The organism is Klebsiella sp. MPUS7, from assembly GCF_009905335.1.
Lineage (GTDB): Bacteria > Pseudomonadota > Gammaproteobacteria > Enterobacterales > Enterobacteriaceae > Klebsiella > Klebsiella grimontii.
Map to the genome: position 1 here is coordinate 5,480,052 of NZ_CP047604.1, position 19,431 is coordinate 5,499,482.

Annotated in this window: 21 protein-coding genes and 1 riboswitch; of the genes, 12 read left to right on the forward strand and 9 right to left on the reverse strand. The window is 57.3% G+C overall.

What is annotated here, in order from left to right; all coding sequences use genetic code 11:
- The first annotated feature begins 12 nt into the window (after positions 1-12).
- Complete coding sequence (gene purD, locus GUC22_RS25620) at positions 13-1,305, forward strand: phosphoribosylamine--glycine ligase (protein WP_024360696.1); 1,293 nt, start codon at positions 13-15, stop codon at positions 1,303-1,305.
- Here the strand turns inward: purD and zraR are convergent.
- Together zraR and zraS are read right to left on the reverse strand one after the other, a co-directional pair.
- A complete protein-coding gene (gene zraR / locus GUC22_RS25625) occupies positions 1,302-2,633 on the reverse strand; it encodes a sigma-54-dependent response regulator transcription factor ZraR (RefSeq protein WP_024360695.1) in 1,332 nt (443 codons plus the stop codon). The genes purD and zraR overlap by 4 nt on opposite strands.
- The gene (gene zraS, locus GUC22_RS25630; protein WP_004870525.1) at positions 2,630-4,018 is read right to left on the reverse strand and encodes a two-component system sensor histidine kinase ZraS; all 1,389 of its coding nucleotides are present in this window, start codon (positions 4,016-4,018) and stop codon (positions 2,630-2,632) included. Before zraS ends, zraR begins: the two co-directional genes overlap by 4 nt.
- Positions 4,019-4,269: 251 nt before the next feature.
- Here zraS and zraP point away from each other — a divergent pair, with 251 nt between their 5' ends.
- Complete coding sequence (gene zraP / locus GUC22_RS25635) at positions 4,270-4,692, forward strand: zinc resistance sensor/chaperone ZraP (RefSeq protein ID WP_024360694.1); 423 nt, start codon at positions 4,270-4,272, stop codon at positions 4,690-4,692.
- Between the two features lie 12 nt (positions 4,693-4,704).
- On the opposite strand, the gene GUC22_RS25640 is transcribed toward zraP, so the two are convergent.
- The 6 genes from GUC22_RS25640 to nudC form a co-directional block, all read right to left on the reverse strand.
- Positions 4,705-5,397 (reverse strand): DUF1481 domain-containing protein, encoded by a 693-nt coding sequence (locus GUC22_RS25640; RefSeq protein ID WP_004870522.1) that lies wholly within the window; start codon positions 5,395-5,397, stop codon positions 4,705-4,707.
- A 12-nt stretch (positions 5,398-5,409) separates the two neighbouring features.
- Entirely contained in the window at positions 5,410-5,682 is a 273-nt protein-coding gene (gene hupA / locus GUC22_RS25645; protein ID WP_004097675.1) for a nucleoid-associated protein HU-alpha, read from the reverse strand.
- 186 nt (positions 5,683-5,868) lie between these two features.
- Positions 5,869-6,459: a YjaG family protein gene (locus GUC22_RS25650; protein ID WP_004097673.1), complete on the reverse strand. Its 591-nt coding sequence runs from the start codon at positions 6,457-6,459 to the stop codon at positions 5,869-5,871.
- Positions 6,460-6,501: 42 nt separating this feature from the next.
- Positions 6,502-7,173 carry a deoxyribonuclease V gene (gene nfi / locus GUC22_RS25655; protein ID WP_024360693.1) on the reverse strand — a complete coding sequence of 224 codons (672 nt, stop codon included), beginning with the start codon at positions 7,171-7,173 and terminating at the stop codon, positions 6,502-6,504.
- Between the two features lie 9 nt (positions 7,174-7,182).
- Positions 7,183-8,247, reverse strand: a complete 1,065-nt coding sequence (gene hemE / locus GUC22_RS25660; RefSeq protein WP_004127611.1) for a uroporphyrinogen decarboxylase — start codon at positions 8,245-8,247, stop codon at positions 7,183-7,185.
- 40 nt (positions 8,248-8,287) lie between these two features.
- Positions 8,288-9,061 carry an NAD(+) diphosphatase gene (nudC, locus tag GUC22_RS25665; RefSeq protein WP_004870513.1) on the reverse strand — a complete coding sequence of 258 codons (774 nt, stop codon included), beginning with the start codon at positions 9,059-9,061 and terminating at the stop codon, positions 8,288-8,290.
- A gap of 95 nt (positions 9,062-9,156) precedes the next feature.
- Between nudC and GUC22_RS25670 the strand changes: the two genes are divergently transcribed.
- The 10 genes from GUC22_RS25670 to GUC22_RS25715 all read left to right on the forward strand — a co-directional run bounded on the left by GUC22_RS25670 (position 9,157) and on the right by GUC22_RS25715 (position 17,922).
- Entirely contained in the window at positions 9,157-9,654 is a 498-nt protein-coding gene (locus tag GUC22_RS25670; RefSeq protein WP_004127603.1) for an Rsd/AlgQ family anti-sigma factor, read from the forward strand.
- A gap of 54 nt (positions 9,655-9,708) precedes the next feature.
- A riboswitch (TPP riboswitch) is annotated at positions 9,709-9,822 on the forward strand.
- A gap of 85 nt (positions 9,823-9,907) precedes the next feature.
- The gene (gene thiC / locus GUC22_RS25675; RefSeq protein ID WP_160183853.1) at positions 9,908-11,803 is read left to right on the forward strand and encodes a phosphomethylpyrimidine synthase ThiC; all 1,896 of its coding nucleotides are present in this window, start codon (positions 9,908-9,910) and stop codon (positions 11,801-11,803) included.
- Positions 11,803-12,438: a thiamine phosphate synthase gene (gene thiE, locus GUC22_RS25680; RefSeq protein WP_049087538.1), complete on the forward strand. Its 636-nt coding sequence runs from the start codon at positions 11,803-11,805 to the stop codon at positions 12,436-12,438. The genes thiC and thiE overlap by 1 nt, the downstream gene beginning before the upstream one ends.
- Positions 12,431-13,186, forward strand: a complete 756-nt coding sequence (locus GUC22_RS25685; protein WP_004870504.1) for a HesA/MoeB/ThiF family protein — start codon at positions 12,431-12,433, stop codon at positions 13,184-13,186. Before thiE ends, GUC22_RS25685 begins: the two co-directional genes overlap by 8 nt.
- Positions 13,170-13,370, forward strand: a complete 201-nt coding sequence (thiS, locus tag GUC22_RS25690) for a sulfur carrier protein ThiS (protein ID WP_004870502.1) — start codon at positions 13,170-13,172, stop codon at positions 13,368-13,370. Before GUC22_RS25685 ends, thiS begins: the two co-directional genes overlap by 17 nt.
- A 1-nt stretch (position 13,371) precedes the next feature.
- Positions 13,372-14,142 carry a thiazole synthase gene (gene thiG, locus GUC22_RS25695; RefSeq protein ID WP_049087536.1) on the forward strand — a complete coding sequence of 257 codons (771 nt, stop codon included), beginning with the start codon at positions 13,372-13,374 and terminating at the stop codon, positions 14,140-14,142.
- Positions 14,139-15,272, forward strand: coding sequence for a 2-iminoacetate synthase ThiH (gene thiH / locus GUC22_RS25700; protein ID WP_160183854.1), 1,134 nt, complete (start codon positions 14,139-14,141; stop codon positions 15,270-15,272). Before thiG ends, thiH begins: the two co-directional genes overlap by 4 nt.
- Before the next feature lie 318 nt (positions 15,273-15,590).
- The gene (locus GUC22_RS25705) at positions 15,591-17,123 is read left to right on the forward strand and encodes a sensor domain-containing diguanylate cyclase (protein ID WP_049132039.1); all 1,533 of its coding nucleotides are present in this window, start codon (positions 15,591-15,593) and stop codon (positions 17,121-17,123) included.
- A 217-nt stretch (positions 17,124-17,340) separates the two neighbouring features.
- Entirely contained in the window at positions 17,341-17,601 is a 261-nt protein-coding gene (locus GUC22_RS25710) for a PTS sugar transporter subunit IIB (protein WP_009652762.1), read from the forward strand.
- Between the two features lie 3 nt (positions 17,602-17,604).
- Positions 17,605-17,922 (forward strand): PTS lactose/cellobiose transporter subunit IIA, encoded by a 318-nt coding sequence (locus tag GUC22_RS25715; RefSeq protein WP_004870492.1) that lies wholly within the window; start codon positions 17,605-17,607, stop codon positions 17,920-17,922.
- Between the two features lie 37 nt (positions 17,923-17,959).
- On the opposite strand, the gene GUC22_RS25720 is transcribed toward GUC22_RS25715, so the two are convergent.
- Complete coding sequence (locus GUC22_RS25720; RefSeq protein ID WP_004870490.1) at positions 17,960-19,300, reverse strand: anaerobic C4-dicarboxylate transporter; 1,341 nt, start codon at positions 19,298-19,300, stop codon at positions 17,960-17,962.
- Positions 19,301-19,431 lie beyond the last annotated feature (131 nt).

Consider the following 19,431-nt stretch of genomic DNA (forward strand, 5'->3'; position numbering starts at 1 on the left):
ACGGAGCAGACGATGAAAGTATTAGTTATTGGCAACGGCGGGCGCGAGCACGCGCTGGCCTGGAAGGCCGCACAGTCACCGCTGGTTGATACCGTTTTTGTCGCCCCGGGTAACGCCGGTACCGCCCTGGAACCGGCGCTGCAGAACGTGGCTATCGGCGTCACCGATATTCCGGCGCTGCTGAGCTTTGCCCAGAACGAGAAGATTGACCTGACCATCGTTGGTCCGGAAGCGCCGCTGGTGATTGGCGTGGTAGATGCGTTCCGCGCCGCCGGGCTGAAAATCTTCGGTCCAACCGAAGGCGCAGCGCAGCTGGAAGGTTCCAAAGCCTTCACTAAAGATTTTCTCGCCCGTCATAAAATTCCGACGGCGGAGTATCAGAACTTTACAGAAATTGAGCCCGCTCTGGCGTACCTGCGTGAGAAAGGCGCGCCGATCGTCATTAAGGCCGACGGCCTGGCCGCTGGCAAGGGTGTGATTGTTGCCATGACGCAGGAAGAAGCGGAAGCCGCCGTTCACGACATGCTGGCAGGTAACGCCTTTGGCGACGCCGGACACCGCATCGTCATCGAAGAGTTTCTCGACGGCGAAGAAGCAAGCTTTATCGTGATGGTCGATGGCGAGCACGTCCTGCCGATGGCCACCAGCCAGGATCACAAACGCGTGGGCAATGGCGATACCGGCCCGAACACCGGCGGTATGGGCGCTTACTCTCCGGCACCGGTGGTAACCGATGAGGTTCACCAGCGCACCATGGAACGCATTATCTGGCCAACCGTTAAAGGTATGGCCGCGGAAGGGAACACCTACACCGGTTTCCTCTACGCGGGCCTGATGATCGACAAACAGGGTAATCCGAAGGTTATTGAGTTCAACTGCCGCTTTGGCGATCCGGAAACCCAGCCGATCATGCTGCGCATGAAATCGGATCTGGTGGATCTGTGCCTCGCCGCCTGCGACGGTAAGCTGAATGAGAAAACCTCCGAGTGGGACGAGCGCGCCTCGCTGGGCGTTGTAATCGCCGCCGGTGGCTATCCGGGCAACTACAGCACCGGCGATGAGATCCACGGCCTGCCGCTGGAAGAAGCGGCTGACGGTAAGGTCTTCCACGCCGGAACCAAACTTGCTGACGACGATCGCGTATTGACCAGCGGCGGTCGGGTGCTGTGCGCTACCGCGCTGGGCCGCACCGTCGCTGAAGCGCAAAAGCACGCTTACGCCCTGATGAGCGATATCAGCTGGGACGGCAGCTTTAGCCGTAACGACATCGGCTGGCGCGCTATCGAACGTGAGCAAAACCGCTAACGGCTGAGCTTTGCCAGCAGCGTTTTGCGCGTAATGCCTAACCGACGGGCGGCTTCAGTTTTGTTGCCGCCCGTTCTTTCAAGTGCCGCCAGAATCGCTTCTTTCTCCACCTCCACCAGCGGCTGAATACTATCATCGCCGTGCGGCGCGTCCGCAACCGGCGTACCGGCAATCGCCAGCGGCAGCTCGCGTTCGGAGATGTACTCGCCGGTCAGCAGGACCACCGCCCGCTCCACCGCATTTTCCAGCTCGCGAATATTGCCCGGCCAGGCGTAGTGAATCAGCAAGTCCATCGCCTGTGGCGTAAATCCCTGTACCGCTTTGCGGTTACGCTCGGCATACCGTTGCAGGAAATAGCGCGCCAGCTGGGGGATATCCTCCCTGCGATGACGCAGCGGCGGCATGTCGATAGTCACGACGTTCAAACGGTAGTAGAGATCCTGGCGAAAACGTCCGGCGCTGACCTCTTCGGCTAAATCCCGATGGGTGGCGGCAATCAGCCGTACGTCAACCGAAAGGGTCTGGTTGCTGCCCACGCGCTGCACTTCGCGCTCCTGAATCGCCCGCAGCAGGCGCACCTGCATCAACGGCGAAATGTCGCCTATCTCATCAAGGAACAGCGTACCGCCGTCCGCTTCAACGAAGCGCCCTTCTCGCCGTTTGTCCGCACCGGTAAACGCGCCCTTCTCATGGCCAAACAGCTCCGACTCCAGCAACGACTCGTTGAGCGCCGCACAGTTGAGGATCACCAGCGGCCTGCGGCTGCGAGCGCTGCTGGCGTGCAGCGCTCGCGCGACCAGCTCTTTCCCTGTGCCCGACTCGCCGTGAATTAATACCGTCGCATCGGAGGGCGCAACCAGGGTGATATTGTTCAGCAACGCCCGCATCGCCGGGCTATCCCCCACCATACCAAACTGGGCGGCGGGGGTCTCTGTGACGGGAGACTCGCTTAGCCGGGTGTGGGCCAACGCCTCGGATAGCGTCAGCTGCAGCTTGTCAAAGTCCAGCGGCTTAATAAGGTAGTCCAGCGCACCGGATTTCAGCGCCTCTACAGCGGTATCAACGCTGGAGTACGCGGTCATGATCAGAACGGGAATCGACGGATTGAAGGTTTTGATCTCTTTTAGCGTTTCGATGCCGTCCATCTCCGCCATGCGAATATCGCAAAGCACCAGATCAAAGACCTTCTCGCGCACCTTTTCCAGCGCCTGTAAGCCGTTGTTGGCCAGCGCAACCCGATAACCCCAGCCCCGCAACAGCGCCTGTAAGATAGTGCAGTGGCTAATGTCATCGTCCACCACCAGAATATCGACCTGCTCGCCACTCATCCTTGTTCATCCTTCTGTTGCCCATTAACCGGCAAATAGAACGTAAATAGCGCGCCCTTGCCGGGTGCGCTCTCGGCGTCAATTGTCCCGCCGTGCTGCTCAACGATGTTCTGCACCACCGCCAGGCCCAGCCCTGTGCCGTCGGCCTTGGTACTAAAGTACGGTGTGAAAATGGCCTGTAGCTGTTCCGCCGTCATTCCCTTGCCGCTGTCAGCAACGCTCACCTTGACTCGCCCATCGCCGCACTCCCTCACCGCCACCGTAATCACGCCCTCGCGGCCAATGGCATGGACAGCATTGAGATAAAGGTTAAGCAGCACCTGTTTCAAACGATCCGGATCGGCCTGGATGCGGCATAGCGCGGGCTGCGCGGTAAACGTCAGAGATATTGCCCGGCTGGCGGCATCCTGGCTAACCAGTTGAAGCGAATGCGTGATCACTTCATTTAAATCAACCGATTGATATTTTAAATGCGCCGGACGCACCAGTTCCAGCAGCTCGCTGACGACCCTGTTCAGGCGATCGGCTTCTCTGGCCATCACCAGAGCCAGCTGATGCGCTTCACCATCGGCTGGGGTTCGCTCGGCGAAATACTTGGCCAGCCCTTTTATGGATGATAGCGGGTTGCGGATTTCATGGGCGACCCCCGCGGCCAGATGACCGAGCGCCACCAGCTTTTCTTTTCGCGCCGTCGCCTCCTGCAGCTGCTTGCGTGAACGCTGATAGCGGCGGAACCAGAACTGCGCCAGCACCGTTGCTGCCATCACCACGCCTGCCGCGCAGAGCATAATGACCATATTGCGCAGGCCACGAGCATGGTCGGCATCCAGCTCGCGGGTATCAAAGGCAATAAAAATGACCTGGGGCGCCTGATTACGCAGATCGGCAGATTCGCGACGCATCATCATGCGCATATGATGCCCGCCGCCGTTAAGCGGGCGAAACTGACGATAAATCTCCAGCGCCGGCTCCGGTTGTTCGAGGCGGCGCCAGCGCTCCTCGCTACCGATATTCAGCTCCCGCAGGGTGCTGGCAGGATAGAGCGACTCACCGACCCGCCGCGGGTCGCTATGGGCGATAATTTTACCGTTCTCATCCGTCACTGCGAACCACAGCACGCCAGGCTGCCAGGCCATCTCCTCCAGCAGCGTCTGCAGCTGGGAATGATGCATGCGCATTCCCATTCCGACCCGGGTTCCGGACTCAAGAGCGCGAATCAGCACGCTGCCTTTTTCCTGGATAGTCTGGCGTGCGGCTTCATTTTCACGGCCATAGTCACGCACGATTAAAGCGGAAAACAGGCATACCAGCAGCAAGATAAGGCCGGTTAACAACCAGCTCAGCCCAACGGCGACGGAATCCTTAGACAACCGCATCACGTTCATGACAACTCCCTTTCCTCAGACACCGCATAGCCCAGCAGAAATCATGCCACTATTCCGTCCCATCTAACCTCTCCCTGGGCGCAAACCGGGAAGGCGATCGAGTAAAAATGACCCGCTGCGTCCTTTACCGCGAGTCATTTTTACTCGCTCCCGTCCGCTGAAAAGCATTCAACGCCCGATATCCTGCGGCCTTTCCACTCTGGCACGGAAGATGCAAATCACTGAGTAACCATAAGACAGGAGAATAAACTATGAAACGGAACAAAAAAATGACGCTGACGCTGATTGCCCTCGCCGCGCTGACTTTCGGCAGTAGCTCAGCCTGGGCAAGGCACCACTGGAATAACGGCAACGGTATGGGCCCCCAGGGCTATAACCAGCTGACGACCGACCAACAGGCCACTGCCCAGAAGCTGCATAATGATTTCTATGAACAAACCCGCGTTTTACGTCAGCAGCTCATATCAAAACGCTACGAATACAACGCGCTGTTAACCACGGATAAACCTGACAGCGCGAAAATCGAATCCGTCGCCCAGGAGATGGACGCTCTCGGTCAGAAGCTTGCCCAACAGCGGGTGAAGTTCGATCTCGCATTAGCGCAGGCGGGTATTCCTCGCGGCGAAGGTATGGGGTGTGGGGGCCGCGGTCATATGGGGATGAACCACTGGTAACACTGGTAAAGTTCAGAAGCTTTTTTCGGTCGGCTGCCAGGTACAGAAGTCTTCGTTTGCCACCAGCAGCAGCTGAGAGCCTTCCGGCGCTTCGAGCCATGCCACGCTCACCTCAACGGATGAGTGATTCTGGCGACGCTCAATATGCGCCAGCGCCAGCGTATCGAGGTCAGGCTTCACGGTCTGGCCTTCACAGGTCGTCACCGTCCTGTTGGCGTGCCAGCGCCCCTGCCGCAGCATAACGCGTCCCTGACGCAAGGCATCGCTGGTCTGGCGTATTTGCTCAGCGCGATAGCGGTATAGCGCGACCTGATCGCTGGAAAGCTGCTGCTTCTGGCCATCGATTTCACGCTGCATAAAGCTGAGTTCGCCCTGCGCATCAAACCGGGCGCGAATATGTTCCGGCGGTTTGCCGTAGACGTTGAGTTCGATCAGCGCGAGCTGGCCATCCTGCCAGCGGTACTCGCTGGTCGAGGTATTACCATGACGCCATGGACTGAAGGCCGCAAGGAGATGGACCTCGCTGGCGGAATCTTTGCGCCAGATACGCATCGCCCCCTGGTTATCCGCATATCCGCTGGCGGTAAACGGCGGGAGAGAGGAATCATGGCTGCAGGCAGTGAGCAGCAATACGCCTACCAGCGCCAGCGTGCGGCGCCAGGTAGACAAAAGGGGCCGACAAGCCCCTTCGATAAAACTGTACACTGCCACGCGGTCTTACTTAACTGCGTCTTTCAGAGCTTTACCTGAAACAAATGCCGGTACGTTTGCTGCGGCGATTTTGATTTCATTACCGGTCTGCGGGTTGCGGCCAGTACGCTCAGCGCGGTGGTTCACTTTGAAGGTACCGAAACCAACCAGTTGAACAGCATCACCTTCTTTCAGAGACTCGGTAATTGCAGCCAGGGTAGATTCCAGGGCAGCTTTCGCCTGTGCTTTGGACAGGTCAGCTTTGTCCGCAATTACATCAATCAGTTGAGTCTTGTTCATAAGTTATCCTTACAATGTGTTTATCGCTTGCTAAGCATCGAGTGCGACGGAAATGCCTGAAAAGCACTCTCCTGCATACACGCACCGATAGCCACGTTTTTTCGCCCCCCAAATGTAGACCAGACGGGGGGCGGAATGGAAGCCTTCAGACGCTACAATTCAGGCGGTAAATCACGTTTTCTGGTCTCATTGCTGAAAATTTATACCAATATTGCTCTCGCCGGCCTCGCGAAGGTCTGCCCGTAGCCCTTTGATCAGTTCAATATCGCGTTCTTCGCAGTCGGCCAGAAGACGGAAAATCTCCCACTGAATATCCCACTCTTGTTCAACGGCCGGGTTTTCTTTGAGCTCTTCGTCGGTCATTTCGCGACCAGCCTGGGTCATTTCCAGCATCGCGACGGTGGTGATCGAACTCTTGCTGACTTCAATAGCATGTTCGAGCGTTTCGCCGCTAAGCCGCGAATGAATCAGTTCACTCAGTGCGACGCAGGCATCGATGGCCGGATAAACGCCGTACAGGTCGTAATCATCTGCGGCAGGAATCGCCTCTTCCAGCTTTTCCAGCTGGCTGTCGAAATTCACCTTCGCGTCTTTTACCGTCAGCGTTTCCCAGATCAGATCGAGGATACGGCGATAGAGCTGGCCATCGGCGAACTCAGTTTGCTGACAGAACATGGCGTAGTTGGGGTACATCCGCTCGCACAGGCAGGCCATAAAGGTCACGTGCTGCCAGCTTTCCAGCTTCTCCAGGCGCAGATGAATCGGGTTTTGTAACATGATGAAATCTCGAAGTCAGAAATTAGCCGCAGTGTACCTGAATCAGCCGTGATTTGCTTGCCAACGCACAAACGCCGGACGTCGGGACGCCACCGCATCAGCCCAGCGCGTCGGCTCAGGCAGGCGGTAGCCTTTCAGGCAGCGTTCTACCCACATCAGCGCGCTATCCAGGCCCACGCGGTGCCCGGTACTCACAAATAGGGGATTACAGCGCGTTTTACTGCGCAAAACCCACGCCAGCTGGTCGCCTTTATCCAGCAGTGGCGCCAGCGCGCCGGGCTCATCGCCCAGCGGCTCAAACTTACCGCACAGCCGTTTTTTCGCCACGCCGATAGTCGGCACATCCACCAGCAGGCCAAAATGGCTGGCGACACCGAGGCGGCGCGGGTGGGAAATACCGTGGCCATCGACGAATAAGAGATCGGGTTTGCGCGAAAGCAGCTCCCACGCCGCCAGCAGCGCGGGAGTTTCGCGAAAGGAGAGGAAGCCGGGGATATAGGGCATTGTGGTCGCAACGCGCGCGACCTGATACTCCACCAGCTCCAGGGAGGGATAGCTCAGCAGTACCATCGCCGCCCGGGTCACCTCCCCCTCTTGCTCAAATCCAACATCCGCTCCGCCGATCAGCGTCGGCGGATCCTGTTCCAGCCGATCGCCTCGTTCAACCGATGCCGCCAGGCTGAGCTGCTGGGTGCGTAGCGATGATAAATCCATAATCACTCCTTAACGGTGGTATGGCGCTGACAACCGGTGCACAGCCTCCACAAATACGCCCGCGTGTTCCGGGTCGACATCCTGATGGATTCCGTGCCCGAGGTTAAAGACATGGCCTTCGCCCTGGCCAAACCCGGCGAGAATGGTCGCCACCTCTTCTTCGATGCGCGCCGGAGGGGCATACAGCATCGAGGGATCCATATTGCCCTGCAGGGCGACTTTATGGCCGACGCGACGCCGCGCATCGGCGATATCGGTAGTCCAGTCGAGCCCCAGCGCATCGCAGCCGGTTTCCGCCATCGCTTCCAGCCACTGCCCGCCGCCTTTGGTAAACAGCGTGACCGGCACGCGACGACCATCGTTTTCACGCAGCAGACCATCAACGATTTTATGCATGTAATAGAGCGAGAACTGCTGGTAATCCCGGCCGGTCAGCGCGCCGCCCCAGGTATCAAAAATCATCACCGACTGCGCGCCCGCTTTGATTTGCGCATTCAGATACAACGTGACGCTTTTCGCCAGCTTATCGAGCAGCGCATGCAGGGCCTGCGGTTCGGCGTACATCATCTTTTTGATCACCGTAAACGCTTTGCTGCTGCCGCCTTCAACCATATAGGTCGCCAGCGTCCACGGGCTGCCGGAAAAGCCAATCAGCGGCACTTCCCCCTTCAGCTCACGGCGAATCGTGCGCACGGCGTTCATCACGTAGCCAAGTTCATCTTCCGGGTCGGGAACCGGTAATTTATCGACATCCGCTTTACAGGTGACGGGCGAGGTAAAACGCGGCCCTTCCCCGGCTTCGAAATAGAGCCCCAGCCCCATGGCATCCGGGATAGTGAGAATGTCCGAGAAGAGGATAGCCGCATCCAGCTTATAGCGACGCAGCGGCTGCAGCGTGACCTCGCAGGCCAGCTCGGCGTTTTTACACAGCGACATAAAATCGCCCGCTTCGGCGCGGGTGGCTTTATATTCCGGTAAATAGCGGCCCGCCTGACGCATCATCCACACCGGGGTGACATCAACCGGCTGGCGTAGCAGCGCGCGCAGGTAACGATCGTTCTTCAGTTCGGTCATTTTTACATTCCTTTAGCGTTGATGCGCCAAGTGTAACATGTCACTCATACTCTGCCCGACACATCGCCACGGTATCTTCAATCAGGCGGCGCGCCACGGTGCCCGGCGGCGGCAAAAGCGGCAAATCGTCATAGCGATACCACCCCGCCTCCAGCAGCTCTTTCTTGTCGATGACAATCTCGCCGCTATCGTACTCGGCCATAAACGCGGTCATCAGCGATTGCGGGAACGGCCAGGGCTGAGAGGTCACGTAGCGCAGATTTTTCACTTTAATGCCGCTCTCTTCCATCACCTCGCGGGCAACGGTCTGCTCCAGGGTCTCACCCACTTCGACAAACCCGGCCAGCACCGTGTGCACGCCGTTGCGATGGCGGGTATGCTGCGCCAGCAGAATAGCGTCATCCCGGCGGATGGCGACGATGATGCAGGGGGCGATTTGCGGGTAATAACGTTCGCGGCAGTGGCTGCACAGCATCGCCCATTCGGTTTTGCTGGGATGCATCGGATGGCCGCAGTAGCCGCAGAATTTGTGCGAGCGGTAGAACTCCGCCAGCTGGATCCCGCGTCCCGCCAGTTGAAAAAGGCCAGCATCCTGATCGAGCACCTGACGCAGCGATCCCATCTCATGCCGGCGATCCTGGCGTACCAGCCACACCGGCTCGCCCTGCCATTCTCCGATTCGCAGCGCGGGCTGGCCAGCAAGATTAAAATTTACCGCTTCGCCATAGGGTAATTCCCCGTCGGGCAACCATAATTTCTGTTCGTGGCTGACGATCCACCAGCCGCGATCTAATTTTTCAATAATACGATCCATATCTATTGCACTACCTTTATTTTACTGGCACTTTTAACATTAAATTTACATTTTGGTGAGCAACGTATTTCTCTTAAATCCTTGCGGAGTCAACCATGTTAAACCAGCTGGAAAACCTGACGGAACGTGTTGGAGGCAGCAATAAACTGGTCGATCGCTGGCTACAAGTACGTAAGCATTTGCTTGTGGCTTACTACAACCTGGTTGGCCTGAAGCCTGGCAAAGAATCCTTTATGCGGCTTAATGAGAAAGCGCTGGACGATTTTTGTCAAAGCCTGGTGGACTACCTCTCCTCCGGCCATTTTAATATTTATGAACGCTTTATCGGCGAATTGGAAGGCGATACGCCACTTTTAGCCGCCACGAAGATTTATCCACAGCTGCAGGCTAATACCCAGCAGATCATGGATTACTACGACTCCTGCCTCGAAAACGCCATCGATCACGATAACTACCTCGAGTTCCAGCAGGCGCTGTCGGATATCGGCGAAGCGCTGGAAGCGCGCTTTGCGCTGGAAGATAGCCTGATCGCCCTCGCCGTCGCCCACAGTCAAAAAGATAACGTCAGCGACAATATCGCGCCGACCGCTTGAGTTGTGAGCCATTAACGCGTAGTTTACATACATTCCCCCTCGCTGAGAGGGGATGTCATCTTGTCGGAGTGCCCATTTTCCACACTGGAAAAGGCTGAGACCGTTTATTCGGGATCCGCGGAACCTGATCAGGCTAATACCTGCGAAGGGAACAAGAGTAAACTGCGTTTAGCGTCAGCCTCTTCAGGGCCGATCGCATCTGTTACTCCATCCGTCGTCTGGCAAGCCATATCCTGTTTAACTGGAATGAGCTATGTCTACAACAAAACTCACGCGTCGAGAGCAACGCGAACACGCCCAGCGCTTTATCGACACGCTGGAAGGTACCGCATTTCCCAATTCGCAGCGCATCTATATCCACGGTTCGTGGGAAGATATTCGCGTCCCGATGCGCGAAATCCAGCTTAGCCCGACCCTTATCGGCGGCAGCAAAGATAATCCGCAATACGAAGCGAATGAAGCGATTCCGGTCTATGACACCTCCGGCCCCTACGGCGATCCGCACATCGCGATTAACGTTGAGCAGGGTCTGAAAAAACTGCGTCAGCCATGGATTGATGCGCGTCGCGATTGTGAAGAACTCAACGACCGCAGTTCGGCGTATACCAAACAGCGGCTGGCGGATGATGGCCTCAACGAGCTGCGCTTTACCGGCCTGCTCACCCCCAGGCGCGCCATGGTCGGGAAATGCGTGACTCAGCTGCACTACGCCCGGCAGGGGATTGTCACCCCGGAGATGGAGTTCATCGCCATTCGCGAAAATATGGGCCGCGAGCGTATTCGTGGCGAAGTGTTGCGCCGGCAGCATCCGGGCGTTGGGTTTGGCGCGCGGCTGCCGGAGAATATCACCCCGGAGTTTGTGCGCGCTGAAGTCGCCGCCGGGCGCGCGATTATCCCGGCCAATATAAATCATCCAGAATCCGAGCCGATGATTATTGGCCGCAACTTCCTCGTGAAGGTTAACGCCAATATCGGCAACTCGGCGGTCACCTCGTCGATAGAAGAAGAGGTCGAGAAGCTGGTGTGGGCGACGCGCTGGGGAGCGGATACGGTGATGGACCTTTCCACCGGCCGCTATATTCACGAGACCCGCGAGTGGATCCTGCGTAATAGCCCGGTACCGATCGGTACGGTGCCGATCTACCAGGCGCTGGAGAAGGTCAACGGGATTGCCGAAGATCTTACCTGGGAAGCTTTCCGCGATACGCTGCTCGAGCAGGCTGAGCAAGGGGTGGACTACTTTACCATCCACGCGGGCGTGCTGCTGCGCTACGTGCCGATGACCGCCAGGCGCCTGACCGGCATCGTCTCCCGCGGCGGCTCAATCATGGCGAAATGGTGCTTATCCCATCATCAAGAGAACTTTCTCTATCAGCATTTCCGCGAAATTTGCGAAATCTGCGCCGCCTATGACGTCTCGCTGTCATTGGGCGATGGCCTGCGTCCCGGCTCGATTCAGGATGCCAACGACGAAGCGCAGTTCGCCGAGCTGCACACCCTGGGCGAACTGACCAAAATCGCCTGGGAGTATGACGTGCAGGTAATGATCGAAGGCCCGGGCCATGTGCCGATGCAGATGATTCAGCGCAATATGACCGAAGAGCTGGAGCACTGCCACGAAGCGCCTTTCTACACCTTAGGGCCGCTCACCACCGATATCGCACCGGGCTACGACCACTTCACTTCGGGTATCGGCGCCGCCATGATCGGCTGGTTCGGCTGCGCGATGCTCTGCTACGTGACGCCAAAAGAGCACCTCGGCCTGCCGAATAAAGAAGACGTTAAGCAGGGACTGATTACCTACAAAATCGCCGCCCACGCCGCCGACCTCGCCAAAGGCCATCCCGGCGCGCAGATCCGCGATAACGCCATGTCGAAAGCACGCTTCGAGTTCCGCTGGGAAGACCAGTTCAACCTGGCGCTCGACCCGTTCACCGCTCGCGCTTACCACGACGAAACCCTGCCGCAGGAGTCCGGCAAAGTGGCCCACTTCTGCTCCATGTGCGGTCCCAAATTTTGTTCAATGAAGATAAGCCAGGAAGTTCGCGACTATGCCGCCGCACAGACCATCGAAGTGGGGATGGCCGATATGTCGGATAACTTTCGCGCCCGCGGCGGTGAAATCTATCTACGTAAGGAGGAAGCCTGATGTATCAACCCGATTTTCCATCCGTCCCTTTCCGCCTGGGGCTTTATCCGGTCGTCGATAGCGTTGCGTGGATCGAACGCTTGCTGGACGCGGGCGTTCGCACTATCCAACTGCGTATCAAGGATAAACGCGATAGCGAAGTCGAAGACGATGTGGTTGCCGCGATCGCGCTGGGGCGCAAATATGATGCGCGGCTGTTTATTAATGATTACTGGCGCCTGGCCATCAAACATCAGGCTTACGGCGTGCATTTAGGCCAGGAGGATCTGGAAACCACCGATCTCAGCGCCATCCGCAACGCCGGGCTGCGCCTGGGGGTTTCCACGCATGACGATATGGAAATTGATATCGCGCTGGCGGCTCGTCCCTCTTACATCGCCCTCGGGCACGTTTTTCCAACGCAAACCAAGCAGATGCCCTCCGCCCCCCAGGGACTGGAGCAGCTCGCGCAGCATATTCAGCGTCTGGGCGATTATCCGACCGTGGCGATTGGCGGCATCAGCCTTGAACGCGCCCCGGCGGTACTGGCGACCGGCGTCGGCAGCGTTGCGGTGGTCAGCGCCATTACTCAGGCGGCCGACTGGCGACAGGCAACGGCTCGGCTGCTCGAGATAGCGGGAGCCGGTGATGAATGACAGCGATTTTATGCGTTATAGCCGCCAGCTGCTGCTGGAGGATATCGCCATTGAAGGCCAGCAAAAGCTGCTGGCCAGCCGGGTGCTGCTCGTGGGTCTCGGCGGGCTGGGCTCTCCCGCCGCGCTCTATCTGGCCGGGGCCGGCGTCGGCACGCTGGTGCTGGCCGACGATGACGACGTGCACGTCAGCAACCTGCAGCGGCAAATTTTGTTCACCAGCGATGATATCTCGCGCTCCAAAGCCGCTGCCGCCAGGGCCCGGCTGGCTCGCCTTAATCCGCAGATTGAGCTGATTGCGCTGAAGCAGCGTTTAGGCGGAGAGGCCCTGCAGGATGAAGTGGCGAAGGCCGATGTGGTACTGGATTGCACCGATAACATGGCGACCCGACAGGCGATCAATGCCGCCTGCGTCGCGCTTCAAACCCCGCTGATTACCGCCAGCGCCGTCGGGCTGGGGGGCCAGCTGATGGTACTGACGCCGCCGTGGGACCAGGGCTGCTATCGCTGCCTGTGGCCGGACGCTAACGAGCCCGAACGCAACTGCCGTACGGCGGGCATCATCGGCCCGGTGGTCGGCATGATGGGCACGTTACAGGCGCTGGAGGCCATCAAGCTGCTCGCCGGCATGGCCACGCCGCGTAACGCTCTGCGCCTGTTCGATGCCCGCACCAGCAGCTGGCGCACTCTCGCGCTCCAGCGGGCTCAGGGTTGTCCGGTCTGTGGAGGGCAGCATGCAGGTGTGGTTTAACGATGAACCGTTGCAGTGCGCCGAAGCGACCTCCGTCGCCGCTCTGCTCACGCAGCTGGAACAGCAGCAGCCGGGCGTCGCGCTGGCGCTCAATCAATGCATCCTGCCGCGTGAACGGTGGGAAGATCATCTTTTGCAGGAAGGCGACCAAATCCTGCTTTTTCAGGTTATTGCTGGAGGCTGATATGTTACGTATTGCGGATAAAACGTTTGAGTCCCATCTTTTCACCGGCACCGGTAAATTCGCTGCCCCCGACGTCATGGTGGAGGCCATTCGCGCCTCCGGCAGCCAGCTGGTAACGCTGGCGATGAAGCGCGTCGATCTTCGTCAGCATAATGACGCGATCCTCGCGCCGCTGTTGGCGGCTGGCGTTAGCCTGCTGCCCAACACCTCCGGCGCCAAAACGGCGGAAGAAGCGGTCTTTGCCGCCCGTCTGGCGCGGGAAGCGCTGGGTACTCACTGGCTGAAACTGGAAATTCACCCGGACGCCCGCTGGCTGCTCCCCGACCCGATTGAAACGCTGAAAGCGGCGGAAATTCTGGTACGGGAAGGCTTCGTGGTGCTGCCCTACTGCGGCGCCGATCCGGTGCTGTGCAAACGTCTGGAAGAAGCGGGCTGCGCGGCGGTGATGCCGCTCGGCGCGCCAATTGGCTCCAATCAGGGACTGGAAACCAAAGCGATGCTGGAAATTATTATCGAGCAGGCCACGGTCCCGGTGGTCGTTGATGCGGGTATAGGCGTACCGAGCCACGCGGCGCAGGCGCTGGAAATGGGCGCTGACGCGGTACTGGTGAATACCGCCATCGCCGTGGCCGATGATCCGGTAACCATGGCCCGCGCCTTCCGCTTAGCGATCGATGCCGGATTGCTGGCGCGGCAGGCTGGCCCGGGCACGCGCAGCACGCAGGCGCAGGCCACCAGCCCGCTGACCGGCTTTCTGGAGGCGCGGGTATGAACACCTTCACTGACCGTTGGCGGCAGCTGGACTGGGACGACATTCGCCTGCGGATCAACGGGAAAATTCCCGCCGACGTTGAACGCGCCCTGGCGGCCAAACAGCTTAGCCGCGACGATATGATGGCCCTGCTCTCGCCCGCCGCCGCGGATTATCTGGAGCCTCTGGCCCAGCGCGCCCAGCGCCTGACTCGCCAGCGCTTTGGCAATACCGTCAGCTTTTATGTCCCGCTGTATCTCTCGAATCTGTGCGCCAACGACTGTACCTACTGCGGTTTCTCAATGAGTAACCGCATCAAGCGCAAGACCCTGGATGAAACGGAAATTGCCCGTGAATGCGCGGCGATCCGCGCAATGGGCTTTGAGCATCTGCTGCTGGTCACCGGCGAGCATCAGGGCAAAGTCGGCATGGACTATTTTCGTCAACATCTGCCCGCGATTCGCCGCCAGTTCGCCTCGCTGCAGATGGAGGTTCAGCCGCTGGCGATGGAAGAGTACGCCGAGCTGAAAACCCTCGGCCTGGACGGAGTGATGGTCTATCAGGAGACCTATAATGAAAGCATGTATGCGAAACATCATCTGAAAGGGAAAAAGCAGGACTTCTTCTGGCGGCTGGATACGCCGGACAGGCTCGGACAGGCGGGGATTGATAAAATTGGCCTTGGCGCATTAATTGGCCTCTCCGACAGCTGGCGGGTGGATTGCTTTATGGTGGCGGAACATCTGCTGTGGCTCCAGCAGCACTACTGGCGAAGCCGCTACTCCATCTCCTTTCCGCGGCTGCGCCCTTGCGCCGGGGGAATCGAGCCCGCCTCTTTAATGGATGAACGACAGCTGGTGCAGACCATCTGCGCTTTCCGCCTGCTGGCTCCGGAAGTGGAGCTCTCGCTCTCCACCCGCGAATCCCCCTGGTTCCGCGATCGGGTGATCCCGCTGGCCATCAACAACGTCAGCGCATTTTCGAAAACCCAGCCCGGCGGATATGCCGATAACCATCCTGAGCTGGAGCAGTTCTCGCCTCATGATGACCGTCGCCCGGAAGAGGTCGCCCGCGCGCTGGTGGCCAGCGGGCTGCAGCCGGTCTGGAAGGATTGGGATAGCTGGCTGGGACGCGCCTCCCAGTCGTCATGATGAAGAATGTCATTTCTTAAATGTTCTTCGCGCACGATCGTAATAAGAGAAACGGAAGATTGTGGTTATATTTCCGTTTCTCTATTCTGCCCTCGTCAGCAACGGATGCTGTCCAGGGCGAATAATAGCTCTTCCTCATTTCGCCCTGCTCCATCTCTGCGCCGCAAGGGTAATTCTATTAATATCGAATATTAATCAGCCCATATCACAACGTCAGAGTTATAATTATCGGAGTTTTATCTGATTCGCTCAGCAGGCATGCTGGCTAAACCTGCGTCTTCACCCACGGTTTAACGCTTCTGGAACGATTTACGACTCATGGCTCGTCATAATAGAAAGCTCTCTTTCACCACGCCGATCGTCATCGGGTTTGCGGGTATTTTAATCAGCTTCCTGCTTATCGCGGTGTTTGCCACGATGACCCAGAGGAAAGATTTTCTCGAAGATTATCATCACATTAACCGCAACTTTACCCACAATATGGCGACCAACTACACGGAGACGCTGCTGCGGGGCAACGATTTTATCCTCACCCGCGCCACGACGTTCTTTGCGCGTAATGACGAGCTGAACAATGCGGTGAACGTTAATCCTGAAAAGGGCCTGATGCAGTTGATGCAGCTGCAAAATATGATGCAGACCGTTTCGTCCATCTCGCTGGCGGATACCAACGGGCACTATCTGCGCGCGCCCGAAGTCCTTGAGACCGAAGACAGCCAGTCCTTCGATGCCAAATCGAGACCATGGTTTATTAAGCAAGCGCAAGCCAGTACCTTCAGCCTGTATACCAGCCCGTACATCGACTACTTCACGCATCATCCGACCATTACCCTCTATAAACCCATTATTTCCCCGGAAGGGCGGCTGAAGGGCAGCCTCGCTTTTCATCTCGATCTGACCTCAATGGGCTACGCGTTACGGCAAATGGTCGCCCCGGTTCAGGGGGAATTTTTTGTGGTGCAACGCGATGGTAAAGTCGTTCTCCATCCCGACCCTGGCGCCTTATTCAAACCCTACGTCAGTGAAGCCTTGATGGACAGAATGACCAGCGGTGAAGGCCAGCTTTATGACGCGGTGACCGACGGCTGGTACTATTACTATTCCTTTACCAACCCCGACTGGTTTGTCATTTATCGGGTCGATAACTCGACGCTGGTCAACTTAACGCGCCATGAAACGGATATCGTTGCCTGGAGCTTTGCCCTGGCCGCGATCGTCATCGTGCTGTTTGGCCTGTATCTACGCCATGCTTCACGTACGGTGTTAATGAACATCATCAACGCCATTAAAACCGGAGATGTTCAGCGCGCCCCGCGCCTGGAAGCGATGCTCAGCAAAGCCATCGAGAGCAATAAGCAGCGTGAGTTAACCTATGTTCGCCAGGCGACCATCGATGCATTAACCGGCTGCAAAAACCGACGCGCCTTCGATAGCGATATCGCCGCGCTGATGAACGATCATCACCCTTTCTCTCTCGCACTGGTTGATATTGATAACTTCAAAACGATAAACGACACCTGGGGTCATCTCAACGGTGATATCGTTCTGCGCAACGTCGCCCGCGAAGGGCTGCAGATCCTCCAGCCCCTGCAAATTTCACTTTACCGCTACGGCGGCGAAGAGTTTGCGGTGATATTTTCCGACGAGCATATTGATAACGCTCTGGTGCTGCTGGAAAGCTGGCGAGCCAGCGTCGCGCAGCGCTCCTGGCGTGAAGAAGGATTGACCGTCACCTTTAGCGCAGGCCTGGGCGAATGGAATATGGAGCCCCTGGAGCAGCTTGTCGTGCGCGTTGATGAAGCGCTTTATAAAGCCAAGCAGCAGGGCAAGAATCGTATCGTTCGCACCTAAGAGAGCCCGTTGCTATAGGCCCGGCCGCGCGGGCTTTTACCGTTTTCAACCCCAAATCCGAAACCGGTTTCATTATTTTGTGATGACTTACACACAATCGCCGTAAAGCGGTTGTCCCACCCGCCAGCCCGCGATAAAGATGGTACATCAAGGAACATAAGGGCCATCAATTATGAAGAATATCGTTTTATGCTGTGCCGCAGGTATGTCCACCAGCATGCTGGTTCAACGAATGCAGGCCGCTGCGCAACAAAAAGGCGTGGAAGTCTCGATCAAAGCCGTACCGGTTGCCGAGTTTAAAGATAATCTTGCGGCTGCCGATATTATCCTGCTCGGTCCTCAGGTGAAGTACGAGCAAGCCAAGCTACAGGCTATGGCCGACCCGTTTGGGAAAAAAGTCGCCGTTATCGATATGATGGATTACGGCATGATGAAAGGCGATGCCGTGCTTGATAAAGCCCTGAAGTTGATGGAGTAAGAGATGGAAGATTTAGAAACGATCATCATGGAGCTGCTGGTTAACGCCGGTTCAGCGCGCAGCTCGGCTTTAACCGCTCTGCAGCTGGCGCGTAAAGGCGATTTTGCCGCCGCCGAACAGGCGATGACGGAATCCCACGAATTCGTCAAGCATGCGCACAAAATCCAGACCCAGCTGATTGGCATGGATGAAGGCAGCGGCAAGCTTCCGGTTAACCTGATTACCGTACACTCTCAGGATCACCTGATGAACGCGATGGTCATTCAGGATCTGGCAACCGACATGATTGAACTCTATCGCCGAATTCCGCTCGCCCAATAACGTCAACAGGCGCCGCTACCGGCGCCTGAATCCTCTCTTAAAGAAATCCGTACATTGCCGCAAACACCCAACCAAAGACGCAAGAGACGCTGACGCCAATAAGTCCGGGCAGAATAAAGCTATGGTTAATCACAAAGCGGCCGATATGCGTCGTACCTGAGCGATCGAACTGAATCGCCGCCAGATCGCTTGGGTAGGTCGGCAGAATATAGTAACCGTAGCAGGCTGGCGCGGAAGCGACGATGTAGGCCGGGTCGACGCCAATCGCCAACGCCACCGGGACAATCGCCGCCAGGGCAGCCGCCTGGGAGTTAACAAACTTCGATACTAGCAGCAGAACGATGGCGTAGGCCCACGGGTACTCCTTCACCATCTCCCCGAGCACGCCTTTAATCTCGGTCATATGCGCGCCGAACATGGTCTCCGCCATCCACGCGATGCCGTATACGGCCACGATAGCGATCATGCCGGAACGGAAAACCTCATTTTTGGAAATCGAAGCCGGGTTGGTTTTCGTAATAATGATGATGAGCGCTCCGGAGAGCAGCATAAACATCTGGATCACCAGCACCATCGACAGCGCTTTACCGTCGACAACCGGACGCAGTTCGGAGAAGGCGCCGAGTAAGGCAACCACCGCTATCGAGGCCAGAAAAATCCACATCGCGATCCAGTTACTGGTCGGAAGCTTCTTATCCAGCAACGTGGCCGTGTCGCCATAAACGTAGTGGCGGTTTTCCGGTACCGCGATAAAGGCCTGGAACTCCGGATCTTTATCGAGATCTTTGCCGCGAAACCAGCTGAAGATACCAATGGCCAGAATCCCCAGCAGCGTGGACGGAATGGTTATTGCCAGCAGATCGAGAAACTCAAGGTGCTTACCGTTAAAGGTAAAATTGCCAAGCATCGCCACCAGCGAGACGACCGCTACGGAAACCGGGCTGGCGATGATCCCCATCTGCGCGCCGATCGAGCTGGCGGCCATGGGGCGCTCCGGACGAATATTATTTTTGATGGCGACATCATAAATAATCGGCAGGATGGTATATACCACGTGCCCCGTGCCGCAAAGAATCGTCAGCGTACAGGTGACGAATGGCGCGACGATCGAGACATATTTCGGGTTTCGCCGCAGGAGCTTCTCGGCAATCTGCAGCATGACGTCTAACCCACCGGAAGCCTGCAGCGTCGCCGATGCGGCCACTACGGCGATAATCACCAGCATGACATCGACGGGAGGTTTTCCGGGCTTAAGATGAAAAACAAAGACCAGGATGACTAAGCCAATTCCGCCCAAAAGGCCGAGCGCAATGCCGCCCTTTTTCGCGCCATAGAACAGACAAATTAAGATAATGATAAGTTGTATAGCAAATTCCATACATCCCCCAGAAGCTATCCATTAAATAACGACAATACTCTCCGCTTTGTTTTTATTTGTTCACCTCCTCCATCGCCTTTTTGACGGGCGTAACCATCCCCTCGGCTGCGGTAAACCGAAAAGAACAGGGA